This window comes from Snodgrassella gandavensis (assembly GCF_914768025.1).
GTDB classification, from domain to species: Bacteria; Pseudomonadota; Gammaproteobacteria; order Burkholderiales; family Neisseriaceae; genus Snodgrassella; species Snodgrassella gandavensis.
On record NZ_CAJZCE010000002.1, the window covers coordinates 137,835 to 151,661 of the forward strand.

The following is a 13,827-nucleotide window of genomic DNA, read 5'->3' on the forward strand; positions in this document are numbered from 1 at the left end:
CTGGTGAAATGAAATGAGTTATGTATTTACACTTAATGGCAATTGATTATACTGATAATAAAGCGGTGCATGATTTTGTTAAATAACGCTATAATGTGAATAACCTTTATCTTGGCCATGTTTAATAAATTGCTCAGATAAAAATGACTTTTAGCGCGCTCTTTCAAGAACAGCTTATTGGTGTTGAAAAACCTAAGACTGAGAACAGATATGGATGAATTAATCAAAGAAGCAGCATTACATTTTCACGAAGAACCCCGTCCCGGTAAAATTCAGGTTACGCCAACCAAACCACTGGCTACTCAATATGATTTGTCATTGGCCTATTCACCGGGTGTGGCTGCGCCATGTATGGAAATCCACCGTGACCCTCTAAATGCATACAAATATACAGCACGTGGTAATTTGGTTGCGGTGATTTCGAATGGTACGGCGGTGCTGGGGCTGGGCAATATTGGTGCACTGGCCGGTAAGCCGGTAATGGAAGGCAAGGGGGTACTGTTCAAGAAATTTGGCGGTATTGATGTATTTGATATTGAGGTTAATGAAACTGATCCGGATAAGCTGGTAGATATTATTGCTTCGCTGGAACCGACATTTGGTGGTATTAACCTTGAAGACATTAAAGCCCCTGAATGTTTCTATATTGAGAAAAAACTGCGCGAGCGCTGCAATATTCCTGTATTCCATGACGACCAGCATGGTACGGCAATTATTACTGCCGCTGCGATTAAAAATGGTCTTGAAGTTGTCGGTAAAGACATTGGTGAGGTTAAGCTGGTGTGCTCTGGCGCAGGTGCAGCGGCAATTGCCTGTCTGGAACTTCTGGTTGCGCTGGGTATGAAGCGTGAAAATATCACTGTGTGCGATTCCAAAGGTGTGATTTATCAGAATCGCGAAGCAAACATGGTGGAATCGAAAAAACTCTTTGCCATTGCGGATAATGGTCAGCGTAATCTTGCTGATGCTGTTCATGGCAAAGATATTTTCCTGGGCTTGTCTGGTCCGAATGTATTGAGCGTAGATATGCTTAAAACCATGGCCAAAGACCCGATTATTCTGGCCATGGCCAACCCGACACCGGAAATCTGGCCGCCGGAAGCCAAAGCTGCCCGACCAGATGCAGTAATCGGTACTGGTCGTTCTGATTTCCCGAATCAGGTAAATAATGTATTGTGCTTCCCGTTTATTTTCCGCGGCGCGCTGGATGTTGGTGCCACCACCATTAATGAACAGATGAAGCTGGCCTGTGTGCATGCTATTGCTGAACTGGCCAAGGCCGAGCTGAGTGATGAAGTATCTGCTGCTTATGGCAATGCCGAGCTGTCTTTTGGACGTGAATATCTGATTCCGAAGCCATTTGACCCTCGTCTGATCGCAGTGGTGGCTCCCGCTGTGGCTAAAGCCGCTATGGATTCTGGTGTGGCTACCCGTCCGATTGACGACATGGATGCTTATGTAGAAAAACTGAGTCAGTTTGTCTATAAGTCTAGCCTGTTTATGAAACCGGTATTTTCTCAGGCTAAGAAAGAGCTTAAACGTGTGGTGTTATGTGAGGGTGAAGATGAGCGTGTTCTGCATGCTACCCAGCACATTGTTAACCACAAACTGGCTTTCCCGATTCTTATTGGCCGCCCAGCAGTAATCGAAGCGCGTTCGAAACAACTGGGGCTGACTATTCAGCCGGGCAAAGATTTTGAAATTGTTAATAATCAGGATGATCCACGTTTCCGTGAGTACTGGCAGGCTTATTATCAGTTGCGTAAACGCCATGGTGTAACTGAGGAAATGGCACGCCGCCGCATGATCAGCAACTCTACTCTGATTGGTGCTATGCTGGTACGCATGGGCAGTGCAGATGCGCTGCTATGTGGTACAGTAGGCCGCTTCCATGACCATTTCAATATTCTGGAAGAAGTTATTGGTTATAACAATCCTGAGCACAATGCTTGTGCGATGAATGCTTTAATTATGACTTCAGGCAATATGTTCATTGCGGATACTTATGTTAATCCAGAACCAACTGCCGAGCAGATTGCTGCTAATACACTGATGTGTGTTAAAGAAATGAAACGCTTCGGTATTGAGCCTAAAGTAGCCTTATTGTCCAATTCCAACTTTGGTTCACTGAATCAGCCAAGCAGCAGTAAAATGCAGGAAGCACTGGCTTTGATTAAAGAGGCCGATCCTGAGTTGAATGTTGATGGTGAAATGCAGGGTGATCTGGCTCTGGATGAAAAATTGCGTCAGAAACTGATGCCAGACTGCGAGCTTAAGGGTGCGGCTAATCTGTTGGTAATGCCAAATGTTGAAGCTGCCAATATTAGTTACAATCTGTTGCGGACTTCATCTAATGGCGTCACTATTGGCCCGATTCTGATGGGTATGAATGAATCTGTGCACATTGTTACGCCAATGGCTTCTGTACGCCGTATTGTCAATATGGTGGCTTTGGCAGCAGTAGATGCACAGCGTAAATAATCGCTGAGTTTGTTGTAAAATCAAGCAGGCTGTCTGTATTTTTTCAGACAGCCTGCTTTTGTATTAATTAGGGAGATACACTATGGCTAATGTGCCACCCCAGACAGCGCCCAATTACATTACTCCTGCTGGTCATCAGGCTTTGCAGGATGAACTTTATCAACTGGTTCATAAGGAGCGGCCGGAAATAGTGAATGTGGTGAACTGGGCCGCCGGGAATGGCGACCGCAGTGAAAATGGTGATTATCTGTATGGTAAGCGTAGGTTGCGTGAAATCGACCGCCGGATTCGTTTTTTAACCAAACGGTTGGAAGCTGCGCAGGTGATTGACCCGGAGACCCGCGAAGCCAGTGATCAGGTGTTTTTTAGTGCGACGGTAACCATTTTGCGTGGAAACGGGCAGGAGCAGACTGTGCGTATTGTGGGTACAGATGAGATTGATACTGCTCGGAATAAAATTTCATGGGTATCACCGTTAGCGCGTACTTTGCTGAAAGCACATGAGGGTGATGAAGTACGTTTGCATGGTCCTGATGGTGTGGAAAATATTGAAATACTGGCAGTAGAGTATGTTCGCATTGATTAATTTGCTCTTAATCATGCATAATGTTAAATCTAGTTAGTAATTTTGCTTTTATATGGCATTTATAGTCTGAGCTAGTGCGGTAAAGCGTGTATGTTTTCAGATAATGTTGGTATTAAGCAATGATGGTGTAAGTATTGCAGGGTTTATTATTAATTGTTACCGCAGTATGTCCATGTTTGATGATGCTGCCGGATTTTTTCTTACAACTGCGTTAAAACATGAATCCAAAACTTGAACCGATTTTCAAACAGCTCAATGCTCTGATTCTGGGTAAGCAGCAATTATTGATACAGATTGTTACCTGTGTGCTGGCACGCGGGCATATTCTGCTTGAAGATGTGCCGGGTGTTGGCAAAACTACACTGGCTCATGCACTGGCCGTCGTATTGGGATTAAATTATCAGCGCGTACAGTTTACTAACGATATGCTGCCGGCTGATTTGCTTGGTGTAAGTGTTTTTCAGCCGAAAACCAGTGAATTTATCTTTCATCAGGGGCCGGTTTTTAATTCTTTTTTACTTGCAGATGAAATTAACCGTGCTTCACCCAAGCTGCAATCGGCTTTATTGGAAGCCATGGAAGAAGGACAGGTATCTGTAGATGGTAAAACCTATGCACTGCCAAAGCCGTTTCTGGTAGTTGCCACCCAGAATCCAACTGAACAGCTAGGTACATATCCTTTACCTGAATCGCAGCTAGACCGTTTTATGATGTGTCTGAGTATTGGCTATCCGGCAGAAAAGGAAGAAAAGCAGCTCTATCTTTCAGGCGGCCGGCGCCAGTTTGTACCGCGTCTTAAGGCTGTGTGCAATGGAGAAATATTGCAGCAGTGGCAGGCGGAGGTAACTAAAGTTAATTTATCTGCGGCGGCGGCAGATTATGTTTACCGTCTGGTAGCGGCCACGCGGACACCGGGTACGTTTGCTGTTGGCCTCAGCCCGCGTGCCGGACTGGCAGTCGTGCAGGCAGCCAAAGCTTATGCCTGGGTGCATGGGCGGGCACATGTGCTACCGGAAGATGTGAAGGCAGTATGGGTAGCAGTGGCTGCGCACCGACTGCACCCATTACAAAGTCAATCCAGAAGCAGTACGCTGCTCGCCGGGATGCTGGATTATGTCGCAGTGGTCTGAGGTACCGGCACCTACGCTCATTGACGGGCATACTGCCTTGCGTGCCCGTAATGTACGCATTAATCTGACGCGCATGGGCTGGGGACTGGCTTTTGCCTGTATTCTGCTGTGGATTATGGCGGTTAATTATCAGGTAAATGTAGCCTATGCGCTGGTATTCTGGCTACTGGGTATATTGCTGTTTGGTGCGCTTGCGGGTATACGTCAGCTTACCGGACTGGTACTGGCTATTGTGCCACAGCAGGAATACTTTGCCGGTAAAGATTGTGTGTTGACTTTACGTGCCTGTGATAGCTGTAAACGTACGCGCTGGTTGTGGCTGCAAACAGCACAGGAGATAACCGGTACCGCCAGTGACTGGCAGTTGTGGACGATTACACCTGAAAATACTGATTTTATCTGGACATTACCACCACAGCGACGCGGGATTCTGCCCACGCTGATGCTGGCTGGTGCCAGTATGGCACCGTTTGGATTGCTGATGATTAAAACACATTGGGAATTTACTGATGAGATTGTGATTTTCCCTGAACCTGTTGAGCATAATATTCCAACGACAAGAGGCAGTGGCGATGAGCAGAGTACACAAATCAGTTTGAGCGGTCAGGATCCAGCATATCTACTGCCACATCAGAATACCACTTCACCGCGGCAGATTGCATGGAAGCACTATGCCAAAACAGGTGATTTACTGGATAAGTACTTTGAGCAGGGTGGTACGCAGGTGCAGCCACTACTGATTTCCTATCGTGATTATCCGCAGGGTACCAGTCTGGAACAGATGGCCAGTATGATGTGTTATCGTGTTCTGGCAGCTGATGCCAGTGGGGAAAAATATATACTGGAATTACCGCGGCAGCGCTATGAGGCCGCTACTGCACAACGGACACAATGTCTGAATGCTTTGGGTAGATGGTGATGTGGCTCGCAGATCCGATTTTTTTACGCAAATCTCCGCCGATACGCACGCAGTTTATTTTATTGCTGATGCTGGCGTGGGTAGCTTTACCTTTATTATTTGATTTGCCACTGAGCGTAGGCGCCGCATTTGCCGTGCTGTTGATTGTGCGTGTAGCTTTGCTTTTTACCAATGTTAAAAGGCTACCGTTGTGGGCATTGGTGTTATTGCTGGTGGCTACTGCTGTATGGGTATATTTTCGTATTGGAACAATCATAGGCCGCGACGCCAGTGTTTCTCTGCTGATGCTGATGATTGTGCTTAAGGCTTTTGAAGGCGAAACCCTGCGCGACTGGCAGATACTGTTACTGGCACAGCTAATTTTAATGGGTGGTGGCCTGCTGTTTAATCAAAGCATGCTGATGGCACCATGGCTGATTGTGGCTTTATTCTGCCTGATTTCTTCGCTGGGCTTATTGGCTGGTATTAATCCGGTTGCCGCTATGCGGCAGGGCGCACTGATTTTGGTTCTGTCTTTTCCGCTGGCAGTAATTTTATTTGTGGTGGTACCGCGTAAGGATACGCCATTATGGGGCGTACCGCAGCCACAGCAGTCTGCCATAACTGGGTTATCAGATACGCTTGACTCTGGCAGTATCAGTAATCTGATTCCGAGTAATGCACTGGCGTTTAATGTTACTTTTGATAATGATGTGATTCCCCGCAATGCCGATCTGTACTGGCGTGTGATGGTGATGGGCAATAATCAGGGCGGGCAGTGGCATGCTGTAAAGGAACAGTATACCGATGAAGATACTTTGCAGTTGCCAAACAGGGCTGTTTTAGCACAGCGACCTGATAGCAGGCTGGTGGGCTATCAGCTGATTATTCAGGACGACCATGGTCGTATACCGGCACTGGATCAGCCACTGGCAGACAGCCAGTCTGATTTAAGTCGGCGGGTGGGAAATGTGGTGCGGGTGAATAAAAGCCGGGAAGGCTTGCGTCGGGTGCATTTATATTCTCAGTTGGTACCGTATCTGCATCAGCAAATGGATCGGAGTTTGCTGAATTATTATACCCAGTTGCCGGCAGGACTTAATCCCGAAACCCGCCGGCTGGCGCAACAATTGGCTAAAAAGTCCAGCAGCAGTGAGGAATTTATCCGCCATATCCTAGCTTATTTTCGTAATGGTGGTTTTCAATATACGCTAACACCAAAACGCAGTCATGAATCTCTGAATAAAACCGACTATTTTTTATTCAGCAGTCAGGAAGGTTTTTGTGAAGATTATGCAAATGCTACTGTATGGCTGGCGCGTGCGGTTGGTGTTCCGGCACGAATTGTGATTGGCTATCAGGGAGGCGAATATCATCCTGATGGCAAATTCTGGCAGATTCGCAGTAAGGACGCTCATGCCTGGACAGAAATCTGGCTAGCAGAAAAAGGTAAATGGCAGCGAGTAGACCCAACCAGTGCGGTTTCATCGGTACGGGTGGAAAACGGGGTGGAAAATGCTTTGCCAGCAGAACAGCGAGCAGGGTTGTCTTCGCCTTATCCATTATTACAAAAATATCTGGATAAAGGCCAGTTTTACTGGCAGCAATGGGTAGTTAACTATGACTCTGGCCGCCAAAGTTCGATACTGGACTGGCTTAAGTTAAAAGATATACCCAAGTCAGTATTGTTACTGGTGATTGCGATTGCGATCATGATTACTGCGCTGCCACTGATTATCTGGCTGCGTAGACAGGGAAATATGCAGGCGCAGCCATTGACCGATGGTATCAATCTGCTTAAGCAGGCTGTTATAGAAGGGGCGGAGGCGGAGTTATCGGCTATCGGCCCGCTGGAACTACAGGCTATTCTGGCTGAGCATGGTTTACTTAATGATAATTTAGCTGCTTTACTGGCTCAATATATTGATTGGCAGTATGGAACTGCCGGTATGCCGGACAAACGGCAGCAGCGTGCATGGTATCGTAAAGTAAAGCAGGTTGTTCGCCGGTTATCGTGATAATTAAAGCGTATCTATATGTTTTTAGGTGAACCCTACTTGGTAGTTAAGTAGATGGATAAATCCTGTCAAACCTGAAGTCTTGGTCAATATTTTGAATATTTGTAATGCATAGGATGGCGTACTTGTTGCAGCTGTTCATCACAATTTACCTAAAATATTGAGGCAGCCCAGAACAAACGGCCAATAACACGAATTGAGTCAGGAGTAACTGTCTCTGTTTCATAAGCATAATTGTAACTATGAATCTTTATCAGAGAATCGTTTGTCTTGACTAAAATTTTTATGTGTGACCAACCATCTTCGTCAATAAACGCATAAATTTTCCCACTACGAATCTCAGTTTCCGCCGTATCGATCCCTACCAAAGAACCATCTTGTAGTATTGGTACCATGCTATCATCAAGAACCCGACAATAAATAATGTTATTTGGTCGAACGCCTAACTTTTGCAGCTCAGGTAGACTTAAGGGAACAGGCAAAGTTTCAAGAGCATTATTGTAACGCCCTAATCCGGCAGCCAACTTCACGTCACTATGATACGGTACTACAACAAAGTTGCCCTTTGGTAAATCTTCCGGCTTATCATAGAATACTGGCTTTACATGAGATGAAGAAAATTCTCCTGTACGCGCTTTATTACTTAAAGCTTGTTTAGCAGTAGATCCTTTACTACTGTATTCCACCGGAAATTCTGCTAAGGTACTGGACTTGCCTCGTCTAGTTTTATCTGTTCTGCGAGTGTTAGATGTAGAACGTGGAGCGTTGTCTAGCACCTTGCTGACTTTTTCTTTAGATATACTACGAGGTACGGTATCACCAAATTTCTTAACCTTATTTAAACGTTTACTAGAATTCATTTCTAAATACTGCTTAATTTTAGCTTCAACTCCTCGCCTACGGTGATCCCGTGCGCATTTAGGACAGCCAAATTTGGAGAGCCTTAAATTCCTGAAACCTAAATCTTCTACCAAGCCATGTTTGTAACATAATATAGAACATGGTCTTGATGCTGATTCGAACTTAACAAGTTTATTATTTGGAAATTTTGATTCGTATAAGTTTTTGGCCTCTGTAAATGTCACCTTTGCCGGCATTTATATCTACCTCCTTTGCAATTTCTTTACTTTAGATTATTATAAAATTACCTAGATAAAAGGTCAAAAGTTTCAAATGTCTGATTATTTTCAGACTAACGTTGCCGCAACTAAATATAAACATTATAAAGCGAAAACTACCCAACATTGAAATTTGGTACCAATGGCTGGGTAGTCTATTACAGCGTTGAATGATCATATTAATCTGAAAGTCAGAAGTTTTTCCGTATCGTCAATAATATCTGACTATTCGGAATCCCTGCTGACAGATAACTTTTATTCATGTTGAGTAAAAGTTAAGAAATAACAATACTTTAAATTATTTTGATTGAAAAGGGTTAATTAGTGTTAATAATTAACTATATGATTTTAATAATCATTAAATTTAAATTGGGTGTTGTGAAAAATGAAATATTTATCTTTTTATACTTGAGGCTGATTGCCGGCTGCACGGGCAGATGAATGATTCAGAATGGCTTGAATACTTTTGTATCTGAAACTAATCATTTAATTCTGTAATATTTATATGGATAAAATAATGTATTAGGAAGATTCTTGTTTTTGAGTGATATTGAAAATTGCTTTGATGCAAATCGATACTGGTTTGAAATTTTCGGTAGTCTTATTTATTTTTCCAGTAAATAATATTTAATAATCAAAGTTATATTTGATTGGTGCTCTAAATAAAAAAATACTTGTCAATTCTTAGGTTGTCGTATTCAATTTATTATCTCTATTATTAATGTCATCAATAACTTCTGAGGTTTTATTATGACATTTACTGAGTTCCATAAAAATTCTTATCCTTTAATACTATGTAATGTTTGGGATGTAAATAGTGCTAGGATAGCCGAAAAACTAGGTTTTCAGGCTATTGGTACTTCTAGTGCTGCGATTGCTTGTATGCTTGGCTATGAAGATGGAGAAAAGATACAATTTAAGGAGTTGTGTTATGTTATACAAAAAATTGCTGAAAACACATCTTTACCTCTTTCAGTTGATATGGAGGCAGGGTATAGCAGAATACCAACTGAAATAGTCAATAATATTAAGAAGCTGGCAACATATGGTATTGTAGGAATTAATCTTGAGGATAGTATTGTGAACGAAGAGCGTATACTGCTTGATAGTAAAAGCTTCGCTAATATTATTCATGAGGTTAAAAGCAGACTTAATGAAGCTAATCTAAATATTTTCCTTAATATTCGAACCGATACTTATTTATTAAATGTTCCGGATAAGCTGGATGAAACCCAAAAACGCATTGAACTGTATACAAAAGCTGGTGCTGATGGAATTTTTATCCCTTGTTTAGTGCATGAATCAGATATTAAATTTCTTGTAGATAAATCTCGGTTACCTATTAATGTTATGGCTATGCCTGATCTACCTGATTTTGAAAAGCTCAAAGAGTTAGGTGTTAAACGGATCAGCATGGGAGATTGTTTATTTTCTAATATGTCTAGGATGCTTAAACATAAACTTGGTAAGGTTATGGGCAATCAATCTTTTGATGATATTTTCAGTGCTGATAGCAACAGCTGATTTGAATATTACTAAACTTGATATGCAGAATTAAAGCATATCAATATTCTAAATATTTTAAATTAATATCCTTTCATTGTTTCATATTTTATAAATACCATTGTAAGCTGGTGAGTAGATTTAGTATGTACTCCTGATAAGCTGGTATTGATATGGGAGTTATGCAGCAGCACTTGCATACTTGCAGCCATAATTAAAGCCCACTGCTATGGTAACGTCTGAGCAGTGAGCCTGTGTTTGGTAAGTTCAGATATTATTCTTTATCATGTCGATAACGTCTTTGCCTTTGCCTTCAAGTATGGCTTTGGAACCATACCAAACCATGTTTTTCACATTTTCATAGCTGATTGCTGGCGGCAGCATCAGTTCTTTGTCGCTGATTACGACATCCAGCAGAGCTGGGCCTTTATGTGCCAGAAAGGTTTGTATTGCAGCTTCCAGTTCGGAAGATTTACTGACACTCTGGGCACAGAAGCCACAGCCCTCGGCGATGGTTTTAAAATCACCATTTATCAAATCAACAAATACTTCTACTAGTCCTTCGCCTTTTTGTTCCTGTTCAACGAAGTTGAGGGAGCTGTTGTTGAAAACGACTATTTTAATTGGCAGATTTTCCTGTTTGGCGGTAAGCAGGTCACCCATCAGCATGGCTAGGCCACCATCACCAGATAAGGAAATTACTTGCCGTGCTGGGAAAGCTTTCTGCAATCCATAAGCCTGAGGCATGCCATTTGACATGGTGCCATGTTTCAGGCTGGTAAGAAAACGTCGCTTACCGTTCATGGTCAGGTAGCGTGCACCCCATAGCATGGGTGTACCCACGTCAGCGGTAATCAGGGCATCGTCGTCGGCATGTTCGTCTAGCAGCTCAATCAGTTGTTGCGGATGAATTGGATGTTTGTCGTCTGGCGTGGCATAAGCTTCATATTTATCCATGATTTTGGCAAATAGGGCGGTATGGTGATCCAGAAAGCTGCTGTCGCTATGTGGCTGAATTTTTGGTAAAACAGTTTGCAGGGTAGTTTTAACATCGCCTACCAGTCCCAAGCTGATTGGATGGCGTAAACCTAGTTGAGTCGCATCGTGATCAATCTGGATTATGTTGGCGTTTTCTGGATAGTATTCTGCCCATGCAAAACTGCAGCCAAGTAATAATAAGGTGTCACAGTTTTTGACTGCTTCATAGCCGGCTTTGGTGCCAAACATGCCGGTCATGCCTATCTGATAGGGGTTTTCCCAGGCAATGCTGTCCTTGGCGCGAGACGTGTGTACAACTGGTGCCTTGAGCTTTTCAGCCAAGGCAATCACTTCGTCATGTGCATCTTTACTACCATAACCGGCATAAATGGTGATTTTATTGCCCTGATTGATGGCTTTAACCAGTTCTTCGATTTCATTATCATTTGGGCGGGTAACTGGCTGCGGCTGCCAGATTTTTATCGGTTGTTCGACTACTTCCATTTTGCTGATGTCGCTGGGCAGGATAACAACGGCTACGCCGCGCTTGTTGATTGCTGTCTGAGCCGCCTGAATGAAGATACGCTGTGCTTCCTGTGGCTGGTTAACCATCTGACAGAATACGCTGGTGTCCTGATAAACTTTGAGAAAGTCCACTTCCTGAGGAAAACCGGTACCCATGGATGTGGCAGCCAGTTGGCTGGCAATCACAATGACTGGCGCATTGTTGCGATTGGATTCGTACAGCCCGTTAATCAGATGCAGGCTGCCGGGGCCACATGAACCGGCACAGGCAGTGAGTTTATTGGTAATCAAGGCTTCAGCACCGGCGGCAAATGCAGCAGCTTCTTCATGACGGGTATGTACCCAGTTAATACTGCTTTTTTCGATGGCCTTACCGACAAAATTCAGGGTATCGCCGATGATGCCATAGCAGTTGCTTACTCCGGCTGCGGTCAGTACATCAATCAGTACTTCTGAAACGGTTTTGGTTTTAGACATGATGTATTTCCTCTAAATTTAATTATTAATTAATGGTTGGAAAATAAATAAATAGTTTATTTGATAATCATTTGGTTATGTTTTCTGTGTTTTCTATGTATACAGTAAATTTAAGTGCTATGTTAATTTTTTATCAATATTTATTGTGGTAGTGAGTTATCTACAACACTAGGATGTTGGTAAACTCATTATATAAGTTGGTATTTTTGAATATCATCTAATAAAAAAGGCAGCCGATACATAGTATCGCCTGCCAATTGGGACAAAGGAGAAATTTCAGATGGCGTGGTCATTAAACAGGGGAATTCGGGTAATGCGGCTGATGCTGTGCATGTAGTCAAGTACCGGTGCTGTCCATTCAACACCCTTAACCATGGTCAGATTGCGCAGTAATGGAAATAACAGTATATCTTCCATGCCAAAGATACCATTGGCACCGTGATCGCTGATAAGCAATGGTGACAATGCAATCAAATCGGCATTCAAGCGCTCAATATAGGTTTGGCTGTTAAGCAGATGCTGTTGAAAATCGCCGTAGATAGCTGTTTTTTTGTTAACAAAATAATCTATGGCACTTTGAGTAGCAAATTCAGGCAGATTAATGCTGATGCAGCGCGGCAAGGTAAGGAAATTGCGGTAAGTATCTACAATTTTTATCCAGCCTTCGATTTCGGGGCGGACTGTGCTGTTTAATAAAGTATCACCGGCAAGCTGGTCAATGTAGTGCACAATATCCAGACTTTCACCCATGGCACTGCCATCGTCTTTCACTAATATCGGTACTATTTTTGTGCCGATTAGTTTATTGGGTGTGTCTTCATCATCGTTGAGCAGGTAAATATTTTCTACCGGTACGATTTTTTTACCAAATATCATGCGGACACGCACACAGTAGGGGCAATGGTCATAAAGATAAAGTTTCATTCTGGTTTCCTTGTTTTGGTGTATTGTGTGAATTAAAGGGGTGCTGTTTGCGTTGTCTGGAACACATTTATCAGGTATTGATGTTGTAATTAGCCTCTTGCTGATGATAAATGTGCAGTAAAATACTTTCTTTACACAATCTTTTTGATTTTAAAAAAATCTGGTTTTGTGAATTCTTTTTTAATAAGAATTAATTGATATTATACATATATTAATTAATTTTAGTTCACGGTTTTTTCATGAGTTGTGATGCGTTTAATCAAGTTTTAAGTTTTTTTAAAAATTTTCAGGCAGATTTAACTGAAGCTCTGGTTCAGGAAGACGGTGCTGCGGGGTTTGTGGCAGATGAGTGGTCTGGTGGTCTGGGCAAGGGATGCAGTATGGTGCTGAAAGACGGTGCTGTGTTTGAGCAGGCTGGCGTAAATTTTTCCCATGTAACGGGTAAAGCAATGCCAGTTTCAGCAACACGGGAACGCCAGTATCTGGCCGGTGCTCCGTATGAGGCCATGGGGGTATCACTAGTGGTACATCCGCGTAATCCGTATATACCTACCAGCCATGCCAATGTGAGGCTGTTTGTGGCCTATCCTGAACAGGCCAAGCCGGTTTGGTGGTTTGGCGGAGGTTTTGATCTGACGCCATTTTATCCATTTACGGAAGATGTAGTGCATTGGCATCAGGTGGCGCGTGAGGCGTGTTTGCCTTTTGGTGCAACGGTATATACCGAATTTAAAGAGTGGTGCGACCGTTATTTTTATCTGCCACATCGGCAGGAGCAACGAGGTGTGGGCGGTTTGTTTTTTGATGATTTAAACCGCTGGGATTTTGCACAGTGTTTTGCTTTTGTACGGACGGTAAGTGCAGCCTATTTACAGGCATACCTGCCTATTGTGGCACGACGTAAAATTATGGTTTATGGCGAGCGGGAGCGACAGTTTCAGTTGTACCGGCGCGGACGCTATATTGAATTTAATCTGTTATGTGACCGCGGGACGCAATTTGGTTTGCATGCTGGCGGACGCACTGAGTCGATTCTGATGTCAATGCCACCTTTAGCCCGCTTTGAATATCAGTATGAACCAGTAGCAGGTTCTGCTGAAGCCCGGTTGGCAGAATATTTGCGCATACACGACTGGCTGGCAGAAGCCGAAACTTGTCCGGTTTAGGCAGGTAGCAAATCCTTTTTGGT

The 13,827-nt window shown here is 43.3% G+C and carries 10 protein-coding genes; 7 read left to right on the forward strand and 3 right to left on the reverse strand.

Translation table 11 applies throughout. The features are described 5' to 3' along the window. Window positions 1-210: 210 nt before the first annotated feature. The 5 genes from MJ764_RS02405 (at window position 211) to MJ764_RS02425 (ending at window position 7,113) form a co-directional block, all read left to right on the forward strand. Window positions 211-2,481 (forward strand): NADP-dependent malic enzyme, encoded by a 2,271-nt coding sequence (locus tag MJ764_RS02405; protein ID WP_239324324.1) that lies wholly within the window; start codon window positions 211-213, stop codon window positions 2,479-2,481. A gap of 82 nt (window positions 2,482-2,563) precedes the next feature. Next, entirely contained in the window at window positions 2,564-3,067 is a 504-nt protein-coding gene (gene greB, locus MJ764_RS02410; RefSeq protein ID WP_239324326.1) for a transcription elongation factor GreB, read from the forward strand. 218 nt (window positions 3,068-3,285) lie between these two features. Further along, window positions 3,286-4,197, forward strand: a complete 912-nt coding sequence (locus MJ764_RS02415) for an AAA family ATPase (protein ID WP_239324327.1) — start codon at window positions 3,286-3,288, stop codon at window positions 4,195-4,197. Next, window positions 4,181-5,116 carry a DUF58 domain-containing protein gene (locus MJ764_RS02420; RefSeq protein ID WP_239324328.1) on the forward strand — a complete coding sequence of 312 codons (936 nt, stop codon included), beginning with the start codon at window positions 4,181-4,183 and terminating at the stop codon, window positions 5,114-5,116. Before MJ764_RS02415 ends, MJ764_RS02420 begins: the two co-directional genes overlap by 17 nt. Further along, window positions 5,116-7,113, forward strand: coding sequence for a transglutaminase TgpA family protein (locus MJ764_RS02425; RefSeq protein WP_239324330.1), 1,998 nt, complete (start codon window positions 5,116-5,118; stop codon window positions 7,111-7,113). The genes MJ764_RS02420 and MJ764_RS02425 overlap by 1 nt, the downstream gene beginning before the upstream one ends. Before the next feature lie 152 nt (window positions 7,114-7,265). Here the strand turns inward: MJ764_RS02425 and MJ764_RS02430 are convergent, their stop codons facing one another. After that, the gene (locus tag MJ764_RS02430) at window positions 7,266-8,210 is read right to left on the reverse strand and encodes a DUF723 domain-containing protein (RefSeq protein ID WP_239324331.1); all 945 of its coding nucleotides are present in this window, start codon (window positions 8,208-8,210) and stop codon (window positions 7,266-7,268) included. Window positions 8,211-8,981: 771 nt separating this feature from the next. Here MJ764_RS02430 and MJ764_RS02435 point away from each other — a divergent pair. Then, on the forward strand, window positions 8,982-9,755 hold the full coding sequence (locus MJ764_RS02435) for an isocitrate lyase/PEP mutase family protein (protein WP_239324333.1): 774 nt from the start codon (window positions 8,982-8,984) through the stop codon (window positions 9,753-9,755). 246 nt (window positions 9,756-10,001) lie between these two features. Here the strand turns inward: MJ764_RS02435 and MJ764_RS02440 are convergent, their stop codons facing one another. Both MJ764_RS02440 and grxB read right to left on the reverse strand, forming a co-directional pair. Beyond that, on the reverse strand, window positions 10,002-11,714 hold the full coding sequence (locus MJ764_RS02440; RefSeq protein WP_239324334.1) for a thiamine pyrophosphate-dependent enzyme: 1,713 nt from the start codon (window positions 11,712-11,714) through the stop codon (window positions 10,002-10,004). A gap of 276 nt (window positions 11,715-11,990) precedes the next feature. Beyond that, the gene (gene grxB / locus MJ764_RS02445; RefSeq protein ID WP_239324336.1) at window positions 11,991-12,638 is read right to left on the reverse strand and encodes a glutaredoxin 2; all 648 of its coding nucleotides are present in this window, start codon (window positions 12,636-12,638) and stop codon (window positions 11,991-11,993) included. Between the two features lie 239 nt (window positions 12,639-12,877). On the opposite strand from grxB, the gene hemF reads away from it, so the two are divergent. Beyond that, entirely contained in the window at window positions 12,878-13,804 is a 927-nt protein-coding gene (hemF, locus tag MJ764_RS02450) for an oxygen-dependent coproporphyrinogen oxidase (RefSeq protein ID WP_239324337.1), read from the forward strand. Window positions 13,805-13,827: the final 23 nt, after the last annotated feature.

Bases quoted from the DNA above. Each gene is read 5' to 3' on its own strand.
- MJ764_RS02405 (WP_239324324.1), top strand. From the start codon at position 211: ATGGATGAATTAATCAAAGAAGCAGCATTACATTTTCACGAAGAACCC.
- greB (WP_239324326.1), top strand. From the start codon at position 2,564: ATGGCTAATGTGCCACCCCAGACAGCGCCCAATTACATTACTCCTGCT.
- MJ764_RS02415 (WP_239324327.1), top strand. From the start codon at position 3,286: ATGAATCCAAAACTTGAACCGATTTTCAAACAGCTCAATGCTCTGATT.
- MJ764_RS02420 (WP_239324328.1), top strand. From the start codon at position 4,181: ATGTCGCAGTGGTCTGAGGTACCGGCACCTACGCTCATTGACGGGCAT.
- MJ764_RS02425 (WP_239324330.1), top strand. From the start codon at position 5,116: ATGTGGCTCGCAGATCCGATTTTTTTACGCAAATCTCCGCCGATACGC.
- MJ764_RS02430 (WP_239324331.1), bottom strand. From the start codon at position 8,210: ATGCCGGCAAAGGTGACATTTACAGAGGCCAAAAACTTATACGAATCA.
- MJ764_RS02435 (WP_239324333.1), top strand. From the start codon at position 8,982: ATGACATTTACTGAGTTCCATAAAAATTCTTATCCTTTAATACTATGT.
- MJ764_RS02440 (WP_239324334.1), bottom strand. From the start codon at position 11,714: ATGTCTAAAACCAAAACCGTTTCAGAAGTACTGATTGATGTACTGACC.
- grxB (WP_239324336.1), bottom strand. From the start codon at position 12,638: ATGAAACTTTATCTTTATGACCATTGCCCCTACTGTGTGCGTGTCCGC.
- hemF (WP_239324337.1), top strand. From the start codon at position 12,878: ATGAGTTGTGATGCGTTTAATCAAGTTTTAAGTTTTTTTAAAAATTTT.